General features: G+C 44.3%; 18 protein-coding genes. 6 read left to right on the forward strand and 12 right to left on the reverse strand.

Going from position 1 to position 17222, the window contains the following annotated elements; translation table 11 throughout:
- Positions 1-17 precede the first annotated feature (17 nt).
- Complete coding sequence (ribA, locus tag XBJ1_RS09720) at positions 18-626, reverse strand: GTP cyclohydrolase II (RefSeq protein ID WP_012988738.1); 609 nt, start codon at positions 624-626, stop codon at positions 18-20.
- A 417-nt stretch (positions 627-1043) separates the two neighbouring features.
- Here ribA and XBJ1_RS09725 point away from each other — a divergent pair, with 417 nt between their 5' ends.
- The 4 genes from XBJ1_RS09725 to yciH all read left to right on the forward strand — a co-directional run bounded on the left by XBJ1_RS09725 (position 1044) and on the right by yciH (position 3690).
- Entirely contained in the window at positions 1044-1358 is a 315-nt protein-coding gene (locus XBJ1_RS09725) for a LapA family protein (RefSeq protein ID WP_012988739.1), read from the forward strand.
- A gap of 6 nt (positions 1359-1364) precedes the next feature.
- Positions 1365-2534 (forward strand): lipopolysaccharide assembly protein LapB, encoded by a 1170-nt coding sequence (gene lapB / locus XBJ1_RS09730; RefSeq protein ID WP_012988740.1) that lies wholly within the window; start codon positions 1365-1367, stop codon positions 2532-2534.
- 99 nt (positions 2535-2633) lie between these two features.
- On the forward strand, positions 2634-3374 hold the full coding sequence (gene pyrF / locus XBJ1_RS09735; protein WP_012988741.1) for an orotidine-5'-phosphate decarboxylase: 741 nt from the start codon (positions 2634-2636) through the stop codon (positions 3372-3374).
- Positions 3367-3690, forward strand: a complete 324-nt coding sequence (yciH, locus tag XBJ1_RS09740; RefSeq protein WP_012988742.1) for a stress response translation initiation inhibitor YciH — start codon at positions 3367-3369, stop codon at positions 3688-3690. The genes pyrF and yciH overlap by 8 nt, the downstream gene beginning before the upstream one ends.
- Before the next feature lie 88 nt (positions 3691-3778).
- On the opposite strand, the gene bla is transcribed toward yciH, so the two are convergent.
- From bla to XBJ1_RS09790, 10 genes are all read right to left on the reverse strand, one after another.
- Positions 3779-4669, reverse strand: a complete 891-nt coding sequence (gene bla / locus XBJ1_RS09745) for a class A beta-lactamase (protein WP_012988743.1) — start codon at positions 4667-4669, stop codon at positions 3779-3781.
- Between the two features lie 127 nt (positions 4670-4796).
- Positions 4797-6737: an exoribonuclease II gene (locus XBJ1_RS09750; protein ID WP_012988744.1), complete on the reverse strand. Its 1941-nt coding sequence runs from the start codon at positions 6735-6737 to the stop codon at positions 4797-4799.
- Positions 6738-7079: 342 nt separating this feature from the next.
- The gene (gene nth, locus XBJ1_RS09755) at positions 7080-7712 is read right to left on the reverse strand and encodes an endonuclease III (protein WP_012988745.1); all 633 of its coding nucleotides are present in this window, start codon (positions 7710-7712) and stop codon (positions 7080-7082) included.
- 14 nt (positions 7713-7726) lie between these two features.
- Positions 7727-8434 carry an electron transport complex subunit E gene (locus XBJ1_RS09760; RefSeq protein WP_012988746.1) on the reverse strand — a complete coding sequence of 236 codons (708 nt, stop codon included), beginning with the start codon at positions 8432-8434 and terminating at the stop codon, positions 7727-7729.
- Positions 8434-9060, reverse strand: a complete 627-nt coding sequence (gene rsxG / locus XBJ1_RS09765) for an electron transport complex subunit RsxG (RefSeq protein WP_012988747.1) — start codon at positions 9058-9060, stop codon at positions 8434-8436. The genes XBJ1_RS09760 and rsxG overlap by 1 nt, the downstream gene beginning before the upstream one ends.
- A gap of 9 nt (positions 9061-9069) precedes the next feature.
- Entirely contained in the window at positions 9070-10149 is a 1080-nt protein-coding gene (gene rsxD / locus XBJ1_RS09770; RefSeq protein WP_012988748.1) for an electron transport complex subunit RsxD, read from the reverse strand.
- Between the two features lie 12 nt (positions 10150-10161).
- Entirely contained in the window at positions 10162-12168 is a 2007-nt protein-coding gene (rsxC, locus tag XBJ1_RS09775) for an electron transport complex subunit RsxC (RefSeq protein WP_012988749.1), read from the reverse strand.
- Positions 12161-12778, reverse strand: a complete 618-nt coding sequence (gene rsxB / locus XBJ1_RS09780; RefSeq protein ID WP_012988750.1) for an electron transport complex subunit RsxB — start codon at positions 12776-12778, stop codon at positions 12161-12163. The genes rsxC and rsxB overlap by 8 nt, the downstream gene beginning before the upstream one ends.
- Entirely contained in the window at positions 12778-13359 is a 582-nt protein-coding gene (gene rsxA, locus XBJ1_RS09785; RefSeq protein WP_012988751.1) for an electron transport complex subunit RsxA, read from the reverse strand. Before rsxA ends, rsxB begins: the two co-directional genes overlap by 1 nt.
- Positions 13360-13483: 124 nt before the next feature.
- Positions 13484-13924, reverse strand: a complete 441-nt coding sequence (locus XBJ1_RS09790; RefSeq protein ID WP_012988752.1) for a DUF2569 domain-containing protein — start codon at positions 13922-13924, stop codon at positions 13484-13486.
- A gap of 150 nt (positions 13925-14074) precedes the next feature.
- Here XBJ1_RS09790 and XBJ1_RS09795 point away from each other — a divergent pair, with 150 nt between their 5' ends.
- Positions 14075-15121 carry an oxidoreductase gene (locus tag XBJ1_RS09795; RefSeq protein WP_012988753.1) on the forward strand — a complete coding sequence of 349 codons (1047 nt, stop codon included), beginning with the start codon at positions 14075-14077 and terminating at the stop codon, positions 15119-15121.
- 22 nt (positions 15122-15143) lie between these two features.
- A complete protein-coding gene (locus XBJ1_RS09800) occupies positions 15144-16121 on the forward strand; it encodes a bile acid:sodium symporter family protein (RefSeq protein WP_012988754.1) in 978 nt (325 codons plus the stop codon).
- A 40-nt stretch (positions 16122-16161) separates the two neighbouring features.
- Here XBJ1_RS09800 and add read toward each other — a convergent pair whose 3' ends face one another.
- The gene (gene add, locus XBJ1_RS09805; protein WP_012988755.1) at positions 16162-17163 is read right to left on the reverse strand and encodes an adenosine deaminase; all 1002 of its coding nucleotides are present in this window, start codon (positions 17161-17163) and stop codon (positions 16162-16164) included.
- Positions 17164-17222: the final 59 nt, after the last annotated feature.

The following is a 17222-nucleotide window of genomic DNA, read 5'->3' on the forward strand; positions in this document are numbered from 1 at the left end:
AGATAAACAGAGAAATTTCAGTTTGATTGGGATAGTAGATGTCCCATCCGGCTGGCTTTGGTATCCAGATAATAAGCGTTTTTAGGATTACGTCCTACAACCAGTGGTACACGCTCGACGATATTAATGCCTGCGTCTACCATGATTTCAACTTTTTTAGGATTATTTGTTAGAAGACGGATTGCATTAATACCCAGCAATTTATACATATCTGAGCATAGAGTAAAATCTCGTTCATCAGCAGCAAAGCCTAGTTGATGGTTGGCTTCCACGGTATCAACGCCTTTATCCTGTAATGCGTAGGCGCGAATTTTATTCAGCAGACCAATATTTCGGCCTTCCTGCCGATGATACAGTAGAACACCTTTACCTTCCTTGCTGATTTGTGAAAAAGCGGCTTCTAACTGAAAACCGCAGTCACATCTCAGGCTGAATAAAGCATCCCCCGTGAGGCATTCTGAATGGATCCGTGATAAAACAGGCTCATTACCGGAAATATCACCGAAAACAAGAGCAACATGGTCACGACCTGTTTTAATTTCTTCAAATCCAATCATCAGAAATTCGCCCCATGGTGTGGGCAGTGTCGCTTCAGCTACTCGTTTTAGCTGTGTTTTAGTATTCATATGTTGATTTAGCCCGTTATAAATATTGTGATACTTAGAACAATACCGGTTTAGAAATCAGCTAAAACTACGTAAAAAATTTTTTCTGATTACAGCGTATATACGCTAACGGATTATAACAGAAATAATACGCCTGTCCGTATATAAAATCATCAGATGAATGGATGAAGGGAATGTTAACATACTAAACTATAAACAGATTTTTGCAGATATACACAGGTGCATAGGATGTCGCTATTTGAGTCAAAATGGGTGTATTTGTCGGCAAATAAATAGAATAATGTGACAAAAAAGAGCAAATCAACATTTGTTGAAATAAATTGCTTCCTTTGCGTGGACGAGAAATGTTAATTTAACGAACCACTATGCCTGTTATTTGGCATAATCAATTAGCAACAATCGATAACAGGAAAGAATGTGAAATATTTTCTAATTTTATTACTGGCACTGATTGTTTTTGTCATCTCAGTAACTCTGGGAGCAAATAATGATCAGGTAGTGACATTTAATTATCTGATTGCCAAAGGTGACTACTCGATATCCACACTGCTGTCTGTATTGTTTGCTATCGGTTTTATACTTGGCTGGGGTATCTGTGGGGGTTTTTACCTGCGCGTCTGTGTGTCATTGCGACGTGCGAAACGTAAAATTAAGCGTCTGGAAGCCCAATTGGAACAGCCTGCTGAGTCATCCGTAAAGACTGCATCGCCTGTAGTATTAACCAAGGAATAATTCTCCATGTTAGAGCTGTTGTTTCTGTTGCTTCCTATTGCCGCTGCTTATGGTTGGTATATGGGGCGCAGAAGTGCTCAACAAGATAAACAGCAATCTGCTGACCGACTCTCACGTGGATATGTTGATGGTGTTAATTTTTTACTTTCCAATCAGCAAGATAAAGCAGTCGATTTATTCCTTGATATGCTAAAAGAAGATAGTTCAGCGTTTGAGGCACATTTAACGCTGGGAAATCTATTCCGTTCCCGTGGTGAAGTTGAAAGAGCTATCCGCATTCACCAGTCACTTATGGAAAGTGCATCTCTGACATTTGAACAGCGTTTACTCGCCATCCAACAGCTTGGACGTGACTATATGGCTGCTGGTGTGTATGACCGGGCAGAAAACATGTTCATTCAATTGGTTGATGAAGCCGATTTCTGTGAGAATGCTTTTAACTCCTTATTAAGCATCTATCAGTCAACCAGTGATTGGAACAAAGCCATCGATGTTTCTGAGAAGCTGGTCAAACTAGGTAAACATCATTTTCGGGAAGAAATCGCCCATTTTTACTGTGAGTTGGCACTACAATACATGGGCAGTGATGCTTCCACTGAAGCAGTAGGGTATCTCAACAAGGCGGCTCAGGCGGACAAAAATTGTGCCCGAGTGTCAATTATGTTCGGCCGTATTTATATAGCACAAAAGGAATATACCAAAGCGGCGGAGTTGCTGAAACGTATTCTCGAACAAGATAAACAGTTGGTCAGTGAATCTTTGCCCATGCTGGAAGAATGTTACCAGAACTTGTCTCAACCGGAAGAATGGGAGGCTTTTGTTCAATGTTGCGTGGAAGAAAAATGTGGCGCCATTGCAGAGCTTTACCTGGCTGATATTATCGAGAAAAAAGAAGGGCGTGATATCGCCCAAAATTATATTAACCGCCAGTTGGAACGCCATCCAACTATGCGGCTGTTTTATCGCTTGATGGACTACCATTTAGCAGACGCAGAAGAAGGGCGTGCCAAAGAGAGCTTGCTCCTTCTGCGTAATATGGTGGGTGAGCAGATCCGCACTAAACCCGATTATCGATGCCATAAATGTGGTTTCACTTCCCGCTCACTTTATTGGCATTGCCCATCATGCCGTTCATGGGACACTATCAAACCAATCCGGGGTCTGGATGGGCAGTGACAGTGTCACTATTATGAGTGGCAATATCTGCGTGTTTTCATTAATACATGTTTCATTACGGACATGTTTACTTTTCATTAGTAAATTAAAGGCTGAAAAATGACATCCCACACAGCTCAAACTTTAGGTAAGCAGATTGATTCACCTGTTATTGTCGCATTGGATTATGACAATCAGGACGCGGCGTTAGCATTTGTTGACAAGATTGATCCGCAGTCCTGCCGTCTTAAAGTGGGTAAAGAGATGTTTACGCTGAATGGCCCGCAATTTATTCAGGTATTGCATCAGCGTGGCTTCGAGGTGTTTTTGGATCTCAAATTTCACGATATTCCTAATACAACGGCAAGAGCGGTAGCAGCAGCGGCTGAATTGGGGGTTTGGATGGTGAATGTTCATGCCTGTGGTGGTGCGAGAATGATGACCGCCGCTAAAGAGGCCCTGCTGCCATATGGTAAAGATGCACCTTTGTTGATCGCAGTGACAGTTTTAACCAGTATGGAACAATCCGATCTGCTGGGCGTTGGTATTGATATGACACCAGCACAGCACGCAGAGCGTTTGGCGATATTGACAAAACAATGTGGTTTGGATGGTGTGGTATGTTCTGCTCATGAAGCACAGCAATTGAAAGCAGTCTGCGGACAGGAATTTCAATTGGTTACGCCTGGCATTCGTCCTGAAGGCGCAGAGGCTGGAGATCAGCGCCGCATCATGACACCGCCGCAAGCAGTTCAGGCTGGTGTCGATTATATGGTGATCGGGCGTCCGATTACCCGGGCAGAAAATCCAGCATTAGCATTACAGCAGATTAATTACTCTATTGGGATCGTTCATGGATAATAATTCTCGCTTGGTTTATTCGACGGATATCGGTCGAGTCCAAGAAGAAAAAATTAAACCTTCACGCCATAAAGGCGATGGTATCGTGCGTATCCAACGCCAGACCAGTGGGCGTAAGGGCAAGGGTGTTTGTATAATCACTGGCATTGATGCTGATGACCAAACGCTTGCCAAGCTGGCCGCAGAATTGAAGAAAAAATGTGGCTGTGGTGGCTCAGTTAAAGAAGGTGAAATCGAAATTCAGGGCGATAAGCGTGATTTGCTGAAGCAGCTACTGGAAGCGAAGGGCATGACAGTTAAACTGGCTGGTGGTTGATTCGTTTCTGTTTTTTAACAGGCTATGCATAACTGGATTGTATAGCCTGTTAAGTCATCTGTAGTAAATGGGTGTTTTGTGTGTTTTTTTATCTTTCTTGCGTCATAATACGTGCAGCTGCGGCAAGAACATCAGGATGTGCCTCGGCGTCTTTATCATTTGGTTGGGTAAAATAAGTCACCAGAATCAAGGGAGCCTTGTTTTTATCAGGCCAAATCACCGCAATATCATTTGTAGAACCATAGTCGCAGCGACCTGTCTTATCTCCCACAATCCAATTATCTGGCACCCCGGCACGAATGCTGGCACCGCCTGTTGTGTTTCCTTTCAACCACTCAACCAATTGTGCGCGTTGTGTTGCAGCAAGTGTGTTACCCAATGCCAATTTATACAGGCTGTCAGCCATGGCCTGTGGGGTTGTCGTGTCGCGTTCATCATCAGGCGTAACCATATTTAACTCAGGTTCTTTGCGATCAAGGCGGAACTCGTTGTCACCGATAGATCGGGCGAATCGTGTCACATCATGCGTACCGCCTAATTGATCAATTAGCAGATTCATCGCTGTATTGTCGCTGTATTGGATGGTTGCGGCACTTAGCTTTGCCAGTGTCATGCCATCTTTGAGGTGTTTTTCTGTAATGGGGCTGTATTCGACAATGTCAGATTGCTGGTAGTGGATGCGCTGATTTAACAAACCCTCATTGGTTTCGCTTTTTTTCAGAAGAGCGGATACCGCCATCATTTTGCTGGTGCTACATAATGGAAAGCGTTCGTGTGCACGATAGGTGATTGTTGAATGGTCTGCGGTGTCTATTAATACAACACCAAGACGGCCATTGGCATTTTTTTCCAGAGCCGAAAGTTGATTGGTAATTTGATTTTGTTGAGTAGTAGCATGTATTGGAAACGTTATCAGGGCACCAAGTAGAGGAAAAATCGTTGCTGATATTCGTGTAAGTCTTAATGAGGAAAGTAGCATATAAGGTATTTCCTTAAGGTAATGGAAATAATGTTTACGGGAAGCTGGATTGAGCAAATTATTTCGTGCTGATTATAAAACTGCCGCTTGTTATTGGCGGCAGTTTATTTACTGTCTATTTGTAATATCAGGCAACAGGGCGTGCCACAATATTACGGGTTTCCATTCTGACTTCTTCAATGCGTACATTAATAATGTCATTCAAACGATGAACGGCTTCACCCTTAATAAGAACGGAACCTGTCTCTTGACTGCATTGAAGCTCATCACGCACAGCATGCAGGAATGATCCTGGAACAAAAGCGATAGCACCATTGTCAACCAGACGGATGCGCAGGCCACCACGGGTAATATCCACAATCTCAGCAGAGAAAGTTTTATCTGTGCCAGCATGAGGATGTAGAAAACGCGCATAGAGCCAGTCGCCTACATCGCGTTCTGCCATGCGGTTTGCACGCCGACGCTCTGTCAGTTGCAGACAGACCTCTTCGGATGGTTTTTCTTCTTCGGTTTGCTGAATGATGGCTTTTAACAAACGATGGTTAATAATATCGCTGTATTTACGGATAGGAGATGTCCAAGTTGCATAGGCATCAAAACCCAATCCAAAGTGTGGACCTGGTTCGGGTCTGATTTCTGCAAACGTTTGGAAGCGACGGATACGGCTATCGAGGAATTGAGTCGGTTGTTGATCTAATTCACGGCGTAACTGGCAGAAACCATCCAGTTCTAGCAGTGCATTTGCTTCAGCTTCAATACCATTTTCCTTTAAAACGTCCACAACTTGATCAATTTGTGTTGGTTCGAAGCCAGTATGAACGTTATAAATGCCAAAACCTAATTTGTCACGCAGGATCTTGGCTGCACATAGGTTCGCAGTAATCATCGCTTCTTCAACAATACGGTTGGCAGAACGGCGTTGATCAATAACGATATCAACAACATTGCCACCTTTATCAAGGACAAAGCGATAATCTGGACGCTCTTTGAAAACCAAGGCATATTGATGACGCCATTGATTGCGACGTTCGCACATCTCTTGTAATAGAGTGATTTGGGTAGTGACTGCTTCTGATTCTGGTTTCCAGCCGGTTTGGTGTTCCAGCCAGTCAGAAACATCATCGTAAGCCAGTTTAAATTTCGATTCTACCCATGCAGCGAAAAATTGCATGTCGTCGCCTAATTGTCCATCTTCCAGAATGGAAACCTGGCAAACCAGTGCAGGACGGCGAGCTTTTGGCCGCAGCGAACATAAATCATCAGAAAGTTCGCGAGGCAGCATAGGAATATTGAAGCCTGGCAGATAGTTAGTAAAGCTGCGCTGATAGGCAATTTTGTCTAATTCACTGTCAGCCTTGATATAGGCAGTTGGATCGGCAATGGCGATGGACAATTTCAGGCTGCCATCATTATTTTTGACGATATGCAGTGCATCGTCCATGTCCTCGGTTGTCGCACTGTCGATGGTGACAAAATCGAGAGCGGTCAGATCGATACGCTCCAGCGAACCATCATCCAACTGACAATCGGGCATTGTTGGAGCTTCACGTTGCAGACTATGGCGTGTCAGAGTTACCCACCAAGGTGCATAGTGATCATCACCTTTGATAATATAACCAGTGATTTCAGCCTGAAACCCCCGATCTCCTTTCAGTGGATGACGGCGCATTTCAGCCACTGCCCAATCGCCATTCTCAAAATTATGGGTGACTTGATTAGCAGGACGACAAAGGATTGTATCTTTTAATAATGGATGATCCGGAATAATCCACAGTCGGTTGTCGTTCTCTTTCTTTTGGACTCTTCCTACAAAACGGGTTAGAAATGGCTCAATCAAGGCTTCTGGTTCAGCGATTTCTTTCTCTTTATCGGTGTGAATGGCAGCGGTAATACGATCGCCATGCATCACTTTCTTCATCTGTGGTGGTGGAATGAAATAGCTTTTCTGGCCATCGACTTCCAAAAATCCAAAGCCTTTTTCAGTTCCTTTAACTAAACCTTCTACGCGTAGGGTCTGAGAGTAGAGTTGCTGTTTTAGCTGTGCAAGCAGCGGATTGTTTTGAAACATAATAATCTGGGGAATATGGAGTTATTATCGATAATTTTGGATAACAGTTTTACGCGAATCAGGGGTATGGAGCAAGTAACATCTTATCAAAACACGCAAAACTGCCTGAAAAGGTCAATAATTACCCAGCTTATATCTGCTGAAAGCGAGTCCCTTTAGGCGATTGACCAATGTCATCAAATCTTGTTGTGGGCGGATCCTTCCTGCAACTCATGGTCAAGCGTGTGATAGACAGTTGTTGGCTGGAGAATGGTTCGGCCAGATCGCTGATTAAGGATTTTCCCATACAATATATGAGCTTATGGGTAATATATTTATGTCGCTGTTCTACTTGGTATTTTGTCACTCGGTTTTATCAGCATACTCACACAGATCTTCAATAATACAAGATCCACAGCGAGGTTTACGGGCAATACAGGTATAGCGGCCGTGTAGAATCAACCAATGATGGCAATCAAGCTTGAATTCATCCGGTACAACTTTCAGTAATGTTCTCTCGACTTCATCAACGTTTTTCCCTGGGGCAAATTGGGTACGATTGCAGACACGAAATATATGCGTATCGACGGCGATTGTTGGCCAGCCAAAAGCAGTATTTAAAACGACATTAGCAGTCTTGCGGCCAACTCCCGGCAGTGCTTCCAGAGCTGCGCGATCTTCCGGTACTTCGCCCTGGTGTTTTTCTAACAAAATGCGGCAGGTTTTAATTACGTTCTCGGCTTTGGTGTTATATAATCCGATGGTTTTTATATACTCTTTCAGATTGTCAACACCCAAATTGAGGATAGTCTGTGGAGTATTGGCAACCGGATACAACTTTGTGGTCGCTTTATTGACGCTGACGTCAGTCGCCTGTGCTGACAGTAATACAGATATCAGCAACTCAAAAGGAGAATTGAAAGCCAACTCGGTGGTTGGCTGTGGGTTGTTATTCTGTAAGCGGGTTAAAATTGCTATCCGTTTTTGTTGATTCATACCTAATTACGTCCTTAGCTTTTCGTAATATGGCTGCCACAGCCTTTCTCTACGTTGTCATAGCGACGTGCTTGATTATCAGCCCGATTTTTGATGCGTTTATCAATGATATATTTTCCTGCCAGCATCAAGCCTAATCCGATGAATGCACCCGGTGGCAGGATGGCTAACAGGAATGGAGAGTCCATATGCATAATTTCAAGGCGTAATGATTTTGCCCAACTTCCTAATAACAGATCGGCACCATCAAAAATGGTGCCATTTCCTAAAATTTCTCGTATGGCTCCTAGTACGAATAGGGAAAAGGTTGCGCCGAGCCCCATTGCAAGGCCATCAATTGTGGAATTGTAGATCGAATTTTTTGATGCGTAAGCTTCAGCACGGCCAATGACGATACAGTTAGTCACGATCAAAGGGATAAATATTCCCAATGATTCATATAATCCGAAGGCGAATGCATTGATTAACATCTGGACGGCACTGACGACAGAGGCAATGATCATCACATAAATAGGAATGCGGATTTCATGGGGAACCCAGTGTCGTAAGGCAGACACCGCAACATTGGTACTTAATAGAACCAATGTTGTCGCCAATCCCAGCCCCAGAGCATTGGTGGCAGTAGAAGAGACGGCCAGCAAAGGACAAAGCCCCAATAGCTGGACTAATGCGGAGTTGTTTTTCCATAACCCTTGAGAAAGTAGTTTTTTGGTTTCACTCATTATTCAGTTCCACAAGTTGGTAGTGAAGAAAGTTGTGCGGGAATGGTTTTCAGATAGAGGGTTGTCCGTTTAGCTGCATTTATGACGGCACGGGGCGTGATGGTTGCTCCTGTAAATTGGTCAAATTCCCCGCCGTCTTTTTTGACAGCCCAATGAGGGTCGTTGTCTGAAATGACTTTTTTGTCAGAAAGAGAATAGATCCAATTGGAAATACGTGTGTCAATTTTATCGCCTAAGCCCGGTGTTTCATGATGTTCAGTTACACGAACACCGAATACATTGCCTGAAAAATCAGCACCTACCAATAATTGGATTGCACCTGAATAGCCATCTGGTGCGGTACTTTCTATCGCAGCCGCAACAGGAGAGCCATTTTTACGGGCGAGATAAAGTCTATGGGGTTGTTTGTTGCCCAATGCATCAGCTGTTACCACATAGCATTCATCTTGCATATTGTTGTTATACAGTGTGGGAGGGACAACTTGATCGAGCAGTATCTTGTGTTGTAGTGCAGCTTGCTCGGCAATCCGATCTTTTGTCAAAGAATAGACAATAGCAGTCAGCCCTGTAGTGCAGGCCGCAAAAATTGCGAGGGTAATCCCGTGACGTCGCATGGTTTCTAACATGGAATCCCCTTATTTATGGCCGTACGCACGAGGTTGGGTGTAATGGTCGATCAGTGGCACGCAGATATTTGCCAATAAGACGGCAAATGCTATGGCATCTGGATAACCACCATATACACGAATAACCCAAATCAACATACCAATAATAGCACCGTAAATTAGCCGGCCTTTTGATGTGGTTGATGCACTAACCGGATCGGTTGCGATAAAAAATGCGCCCAACATAGTTGCACCGGAAAAAATCTGGAGCAAAGGTGGTGAATAGCGGGTTGGGTCGATAAGCCAACTGAGTAAAGCACAGGTGCACAGCGCTAAAATAAATGCGGTAGGGATCTGCCAGCTAATAACTTTTCTGTTCAGCATAATCAGCCCCCCAACCAGGTAAGCAACATTGACCCATTGCCAGCCAATACCGACCAAAGTGCCTTGTAACATTGGTTGCTGTAATACTTCATCAATATTGTGGGTCAATCTGCCGGTTTTAAAGCTGTCCAAAGGTGTGGCTTGACTGAGCCCATCGATACCTTGTTGCAGATGAATCAAAGTAGAACCATCAGGCGTATGCCCTGTAAAGATCACCATCAGGCAATCCCAAGGGGTCAACGTGAGTGCCTGAAAGGACACTGGTGGCAGCCAGCTTGTCATCTGTACAGGAAATGAGATAAGTAAAACGACATAACCCACCATGGCAGGGTTAAATGGGTTTTGTCCAAGTCCCCCATACAGGTGTTTGGCGATGATAATCGCAAAGAATGTGCCAAGTACGATCAGCCACCACGGTGCTAAAGGGGGCAGGCTAATTCCTAATAGTAATCCTGTCACTAGCGCTGAGTTGTCTTTGAGGAATGGAGCTATTACCTGTTTTTTCATGGAAATGGCTACAGATTCAGCGAGTAAGGCGGTAATAACAGCCAGCAAGATCTGGAATAGGGTTCCATAGCCAAATAGATAGGTTTGTACCGCAATACCGGGTACGGCGGCTAAAACTACCCACAGCATGAGCTGGCTGGTACTTTTTTGATTGTGTGTAAAAGGCGAACTAGCGACTTTTAGCTGGTTATTGTCAGTTTTTACTGGCCTGAATTTCATCGATAAATATCACTATTCTGTTGGAGTTTCTTGTTTTTCTAGCGCTGCTTTTTTGGCTTTCACACGAGCAATGGCCGCAGCGACGGCAGCTTTGCGTGGATCAATCTCTTCCGGTACAGCGGTAATATCTTCTTGCTGTGGCGTAGGTTCGGACTGATTTTGCGCGGCTTTTTTAGCTTTAGCGCGAGCGATGGCCGCAGCGACGGCTGCCTTACGTGGATCTTGTTTATCATCCGCGTTATTTGGTGAATCTTTTTGTGACGTTGTCACCACTTCACTTTGAGTCGCTTTTTTCGCTTTTACTCTGGCTATTGCGGCTGCAAGTGCAGCTTTGCGGAGATCATCACTTTCAGTTGGTGTGGCGGGTTCTGTATTTACAGTTATTGTTGCTGGTTTCTCTGCCTGACGAGTACGCAATTGTTCTTTTCTGGCCTTACGTGCTGCAATAGCTGCTTCATTATCAGGCAATTTCCCAGCTTGAACATTGATAGCTTCACCCGCATTTTTCTGTTTTTCCTTCACTCTGCTAAGAGCCGCCTGTATAGCGCTTTGATCTTTGCTATCCACTTGAACAGCCGATTTTTTATGGCGTTCCTCTCGAGCCAGTTTTTCTTGTTCCATACGCGATTGTTTGGCTTCAAAGCGGATTTTGGCTTCAGCCGAACGGCGTGTTTCTGCATCTATGGCGCGTATTTCTGCTTTTTCCTGACGGTAGTATTGAACCAAAGGAATATTGCTTGGACATACGTAAGCACAGGCACCACACTCAATACAGTCGAACAGATGATGATTTTTGGCTTTTTTATGTTCCTGCCCGCGACTGAACCAATAAAGCTGCTGAGGTAATAGCCCCGCCGGGCAAGCTTCAACACATAAGCCACAGCGGATACAGGCCTCTTCAACCGTTTTCGGTTCCATTTCCTGAATGGAAGGGGCAAGAATGCAGTTACTGATTTTGACGACAGGTACGTTTAAATCTGGCAGGGTAAAGCCCATTAATGGCCCTCCCATAATAACCATTTGTTCTGACTTGGCTTTGAATCCTGCTTGTTGCAGTAGGAATTGAACGGGAGTACCCAGACGCGCCCAGAAGTTTCCGGGTGCAGTAACGGCTTCTCCAGTCAGAGTCACGATACGTTCGATTAACGGTTCTCCATCGATAATAGCTCGTTTGATGGCCATGACTGTGCCGACATTCTGCATGAGAACACCAATATCGGAGGAACGCCCGCCAGATGGTACTTCTTTACCTGTCAGGATTTTGGTAAGTTGCTTTGCACCACCAGACGGGTATTTTGTGGGAATAACACGTACAACGATGGAGTCGTCACCATTAAGAGCGGTATTCAGCGCATCAATCGCTTCAGGCTTATTATCTTCAATACCAATCAACACTCGTTCTGGATTGAGTAAGTGCATCAAAATGCGTATACCTTCAATCACTTCGTTGGCATGTTCCTGTATCAGACGATCATCTGCTGTGATGTACGGTTCACACTCTGCTGCATTGATGATCAACGTTTTTAAATCATGCCGACTACCTTGTAGTTTTGACGCGGTAGGGAAGCCCGCACCACCCAGACCGGCAATACCTGCCTGTTGAATGCGTTGCAATAAAGTGCTGGTATTGAGGGAAGTGTAATCCGTGGTTTGAATACGTTCACACCATTTATCTTTACCATCTGGATACAGGCGGACACATAATTCTTTCAGTCCGGAAGGGTGAGCAGTGACACAGGGTTCAATTGCCGTGATAGTCCCTGACGTAGATGCATGAACGGGCACGGTACGGCCTGTACCAACCGTCAAAGGTTGGCCTTTCAGTACCTTGTCACCAACTTTAACCAGTAATTCACCTTCTGGGCCTAAATGTTGTTGCAGAGGAATAATTAATTCATCCGGTATTGGTGCGTAGCGTAATGGGGTACGGCTGGATTGCAGTTTCATTTCTGGTGGATGGATACCACCCTCAAAATCCCAGATTTTATTTTTGTTAAGCAAGTTGAACAGATTAAACATTAGCTTTAACCTCAACAGGCTTAGTAGGAGAAACAAAGATTGGATTAATCGGAATATTTCTGACTGGAATGGAATTCAAATCCCATTTCCAGTTTGATGTAGTAGTAGCGACAGGGATCATTGTGATGCAATCTGTTGGACAGGGTGCGACACACAGATCACAGCCAGTACAGAGATCTTCAACTACAGTGTGTATTGCACGGTTTGCGCCAATAATGGCATCGACCGGACATGCCTGAATGCATTTGGTGCAGCCTATGCAGTTCTCCTCATCAATGAAAGCCACCTTTCTTGCCGGATTCTGAACACTGTCATCGCCATCCAGCGGCTGAGGGTCAACACCCAGCAACTCGGCCATTTTGAGCATTACCTGCTCTCCGCCTGGAGCGCATTTGTTTATCATCTCTCCATTATTGGTAATTGCTTCTGCATACGGGCGACAGCCCGGGTAGCTACATTGCCCACATTGGCTCTGAGGCAACAGGTTGTCAATTTTCTCAACAATAGGATCTTCTTCCACTTTAAAACGACGGGCAGCAAAACCTAGAATTAAGCCAAAGGCTAATCCCAGCAGGCTCAACACACCGATAGCAATCCATAATGACATCATTAGAATTTCACCAAACCACTAAAGCCCATAAATGCAAGGGACATCAACCCTGCAGTAATAAGCCCTATCGATGAACCACGAAAAGGAGCAGGAATGTTGGCAACTGCCAGACGTTCACGAATGGCGGCGAACAGTACCATCACAAGGGAAAAACCGACTGCGGCGCTGAAACCATATATAGCTGATTGCAGAAAGTTATGTGATTGATTGACGTTCAGCAACGCGACACCGAGAACAGCGCAGTTAGTTGTGATCAATGGCAGAAAAATTCCCAATAACCGATAGAGCGCCGGGCTGGTTTTTCGGACGACCAACTCGGTGAATTGGACGACAACGGCGATAACGAGGATAAAACTCAGTGTGCGTAAATAAACTAAATCCAATGGTACAAGAATAAAGGTGTTTATCAGCCATGAACTGATGGAGGCGAGGGTCAGAACAAATGTTGTTGCCAGCCCCATGCCAATGGCTGTTTCGAGTTTTTTGGAAACGCCCATAAAAGGACATAAGCCCAAAAATTTTACTAAAACAAAATTATTAACTAACACTGTGCCAATAAATAAAAGAAGGTATTCAGTCATTGCTATACCTGAAAATAATATATTTGAAAGTAAAGTACTGTTTATAGTCAATGTAAATGACAGAGATTGCCCCACCTTGCGATGAAACAAGCGGGGCAATGATAACAATCGATTGTGGGGGATGTTATCGATCTTGTGTGAAAGTCATTTTCACCCGATGGGAACGCTTGATATAAGGAACGAAAACAGCGGCAGCTAATAGCGGCCATAACAGCGAACGAATAGCCATCTCGTCAGAAATGGGGGAAAAGGCGAAGGTTTTTATGGCAATTAGAACAGAGACCATGAGCCAGATAATAAAGATTCGCGGGAATCTTTTTGAATGAATAAAAAGCAGCTTTAATACCCAAAGAGTAAAACACCACATCATTGCAGTGGTTAATACGGATATATACCACATAGTGGTGAAGTTTCCGTCTACTTGGTGGATAGCTTCGTTTCTGTAGATGAGCGTTATTAAATATAGCAACAGCATTAAACTGGCCGCAATAAGTGTCATAATCAGATAGGCGGCGGGAGCCAATAACCAGCCGTTAATACGGTAATAATCATTGGATTGATACATAAAGAATCTTCACTCCATGATGAGCGTTTTGATATAGGAAAAAGATAGTAACACAGGAACTTTGATTATTTGCTAATTGGTGAAAAGTGGTGATATTTTCTGACCTCTTGATACTCGTTAGCTGTATTACAAAAATTTTGAGAGGTGGTTATGAGTGATTTTTTAAAAGTTGGCTTAGTAGGGTATGGTTATGCAAGCAAAACGTTCCATGCGCCATTAATTGCAGGTACATCTAATGTTGAATTAGCTGCGATTTCCAGCAGTGATACAGAAAAAGTCAGAAAAGATTGGCCGACTGTTACTGTAGTTTCCTCGCCGGAAGCATTATTCAGTGATCCAAATATTGACCTGATTGTGATCCCAACGCCCAATGATACTCATTATCCATTGGCACAGAAAGCGCTAGCAGCCGGTAAACATGTCGTAGTTGATAAACCTTTCACCATCACAGTAGAAGAAGCAGAAGCACTTAAGGAGCAGGCGGAAGAGGCTAACTTGTTGCTGTCTGTCTTCCATAATCGTCGTTGGGATGCCGGTTTTTTAACAGTTAAGTCATTGATTCAAGAAAATCGATTGGGAAAATTGAAATATTATGAATCCCACTTTGACCGCTACCGTCCGGTGGTTCGTCAGCGCTGGCGGGAAGCTGCGGGAGCTGGTGGAGGAATTTGGTACGATCTGGGGCCTCATTTATTGGATCAGGCGGTTCAACTCTTTGGTAAGCCACATGCTATCACCGTGAATTTAGGTATGATTCGTCCTAATGCCGAGGCGGTGGATTATTTTCATGCTCAGTTGAATTATCCAGATTTGAACGTTGTATTGCATGCAACAACAGTCGCAGCGGCAGAGTCTCCGATTTATATACTGCATGGTATGGAAGGTAGTTATGTGAAGTATGGTTTGGACACACAAGAAGAGCGCTTGAAAGCAGGGGAAAGACCACCACGGACTGATTGGGGATACGATATACGTGATGGAAGCGTGACAATGTCACAAGGAGACGATTTGATAACGCAAATTATTCCGACTCTACCGGGCAATTATGGAGCATATTATGCGGCTATCCGTGATGCTATTGTGGCTGGGAAATCCAACCCTGTGACGGCAGACGAGGCTATTTTGATCATGAAACTGATTGAAGCCGGTGAAAAATCGGCAAAAGAGCAACGCACGATCCTTATCGACTGGGAATGATAGAGCAAGGGGAACAATAGTGATGAGCTGGTGGCAGAAGTTAAGAATCGACCCTTTTCTGGTAACACTAATTACAGTAGTGATCATCGCAACGCTTTTCCCCTGTGAAGGAGAATCGAAGAAGTGGTTTCAATATTTGACGACCGCGGCTATTGCACTTCTGTTTTTCATGCATGGAGCCAAACTGTCCCGTGGTGCGATTTTAGCGGGAATTGGGCACTGGCGGCTGCATCTGGTGATTTTCTTGAGTACCTTTGTTTTGTTCCCGATATTGGGAATGGGGCTGTATTTTATTGTACCGGAATGGCTGTCGCCAACGGTCTATATGGGATTTCTTTATCTTTGCGCTTTGCCTGCTACTGTGCAATCTGCTATCGCCTTTACTTCGGTAGCAAAGGGCAATGTCGCAGCAGCCATATGCAGTGCTTCGGCTTCCAGTTTGTTGGGGGTGTTTGTTTCTCCATTATTGGTCGGCTTGTTGATTCAGACTAATGATGGTCATACTGATACGTGGAAAGCAATAAAAGATATTATCCTGCAACTGATGGTGCCATTTATTGTCGGGCATCTATCGCGCCCATTAATTGCCAGTTGGGTGGAAAAACATAAAAAATTAGTCAACTCTACTGACCGATCTTCTATTTTGCTGGTGGTGTATGTTGCATTCAGTGAGGCGGTGGTGGAGGGTATCTGGCATAAAATTGATGCTTACTCGCTTATGATTATTGGCGTCGTGTGCTGTGTTTTATTGACTATGATATTGATGATTAATGTATACAGCTCGCGTTTGTTTGGGTTCAGTAAAGAAGATGAAATTACTATTGTCTTCTGTGGCTCTAAAAAAAGCCTCGCCAATGGTGTACCGATGGCTAATGTATTGTTTCCTGCTCCAATGGTAGGTGTGATGCTGCTACCGTTGATGATTTTTCATCAGATTCAATTGATGGTTTGTGCAGTACTTGCCCGGCGTTATGCAAGGCGTCCAAAAAAGGCAGATTAATTTTCTGCCTTCTCAATAAAGACTGCTTTTTAGCAGTCTTCTAGCGATTTGCAGCCTTGGTTTTCAGCGCTTGTTTTTCTGCTTCACTGAGGAATGCAGTTTTCAACCCATTAATCTGTGCTTGTCGGATTTGTTCGGGTGATAACCCAGCTGCAGGAGCAGCAACGTTATATTCGTGGTGAATTTCGATCCCTTCAACCGCTGGATCATCTGTATTGATTGATGCCAGAATGCCATGAGCAAGGAATTGTTTCAGTGGATGGGTTGACAGGGAATTTACTGTACTGGTTTGTAGGTTCGATGTCAGACAAGATTCAATACCGATGCCGTGTTTTGCCAGGTAATCCATCAATGCGGGATCGGTAATTGCTTTCACGCCGTGACCAATCCGGGTTGCTCCCAATTCACGAATAGCATGCCAAATACTTTCTGCACCAGCAGCTTCTCCAGCATGTACACTAATGTTCCAACCTGCATCACGTGCTTGGATAAAATGCTGCTCAAACAAATAACCAGGGAAGCCAAGCTCATCACCGGCCAGATCCAGCGCTGTAATGTGTTGCTTATGAGCGAGAAGGCCAGACAGTTCCTGAGTACAGGCCTTTTCGCCAAACGTTCTGCTTAGAATGCCGATCAGCCGGATCTGAACATCAAGTTGCTGACTGGCAGAGTGAACACCATCAATTACGGCCTCAACCACTCCTTCAACAGGGAGCTGATGTTTCATCGCCATGTAGTAAGGTGAGAAACGCAGTTCTGCATAATCAAGCCCAGCATTGACTGCATCTTCAACATTTTCAATGGCAACGCGGCGGCAGGCATCTAAATCTGCGAGTACCGTTACCCCCCAATCCAGTTTTTGCAGGAAGCTGATAAGATTGGGTTCGTTTTCAGTAATCTGGACATGAGGACGCAATGCTTCCAGCTCATAAGCCGGTAACGGGATATTATACTGACGGGCGAGTTCCAGAATGGTTTCAGGACGAATGTTGCCGTCAAGGTGACGGTGTAAATCGGTCAATGGAAGCCGTATATCAATCATTTTTTATCCTTATTATCAAATAGATATATACAAAAAAGCCAGTCAACACATTGACTGGC

Source organism: Xenorhabdus bovienii SS-2004 (genome assembly GCF_000027225.1).
Taxonomy (GTDB): domain Bacteria; phylum Pseudomonadota; class Gammaproteobacteria; order Enterobacterales; family Enterobacteriaceae; genus Xenorhabdus; species Xenorhabdus bovienii_C.

Excerpts from the sequence above, each read along its gene's own strand:
- ribA (WP_012988738.1), bottom strand. The coding sequence starts at position 626 with ATGAATACTAAAACACAGCTAAAACGAGTAGCTGAAGCGACACTGCCC.
- lapB (WP_012988740.1), top strand. The coding sequence starts at position 1,365 with ATGTTAGAGCTGTTGTTTCTGTTGCTTCCTATTGCCGCTGCTTATGGT.
- pyrF (WP_012988741.1), top strand. The coding sequence starts at position 2,634 with ATGACATCCCACACAGCTCAAACTTTAGGTAAGCAGATTGATTCACCT.
- yciH (WP_012988742.1), top strand. The coding sequence starts at position 3,367 with ATGGATAATAATTCTCGCTTGGTTTATTCGACGGATATCGGTCGAGTC.
- bla (WP_012988743.1), bottom strand. The coding sequence starts at position 4,669 with ATGCTACTTTCCTCATTAAGACTTACACGAATATCAGCAACGATTTTT.
- XBJ1_RS09750 (WP_012988744.1), bottom strand. The coding sequence starts at position 6,737 with ATGTTTCAAAACAATCCGCTGCTTGCACAGCTAAAACAGCAACTCTAC.
- nth (WP_012988745.1), bottom strand. The coding sequence starts at position 7,712 with ATGAATCAACAAAAACGGATAGCAATTTTAACCCGCTTACAGAATAAC.
- XBJ1_RS09760 (WP_012988746.1), bottom strand. The coding sequence starts at position 8,434 with ATGAGTGAAACCAAAAAACTACTTTCTCAAGGGTTATGGAAAAACAAC.
- rsxG (WP_012988747.1), bottom strand. The coding sequence starts at position 9,060 with ATGTTAGAAACCATGCGACGTCACGGGATTACCCTCGCAATTTTTGCG.
- rsxD (WP_012988748.1), bottom strand. The coding sequence starts at position 10,149 with ATGAAATTCAGGCCAGTAAAAACTGACAATAACCAGCTAAAAGTCGCT.
- rsxC (WP_012988749.1), bottom strand. The coding sequence starts at position 12,168 with ATGTTTAATCTGTTCAACTTGCTTAACAAAAATAAAATCTGGGATTTT.
- rsxB (WP_012988750.1), bottom strand. The coding sequence starts at position 12,778 with ATGATGTCATTATGGATTGCTATCGGTGTGTTGAGCCTGCTGGGATTA.
- rsxA (WP_012988751.1), bottom strand. The coding sequence starts at position 13,359 with ATGACTGAATACCTTCTTTTATTTATTGGCACAGTGTTAGTTAATAAT.
- XBJ1_RS09790 (WP_012988752.1), bottom strand. The coding sequence starts at position 13,924 with ATGTATCAATCCAATGATTATTACCGTATTAACGGCTGGTTATTGGCT.
- XBJ1_RS09795 (WP_012988753.1), top strand. The coding sequence starts at position 14,075 with ATGAGTGATTTTTTAAAAGTTGGCTTAGTAGGGTATGGTTATGCAAGC.
- XBJ1_RS09800 (WP_012988754.1), top strand. The coding sequence starts at position 15,144 with ATGAGCTGGTGGCAGAAGTTAAGAATCGACCCTTTTCTGGTAACACTA.
- add (WP_012988755.1), bottom strand. The coding sequence starts at position 17,163 with ATGATTGATATACGGCTTCCATTGACCGATTTACACCGTCACCTTGAC.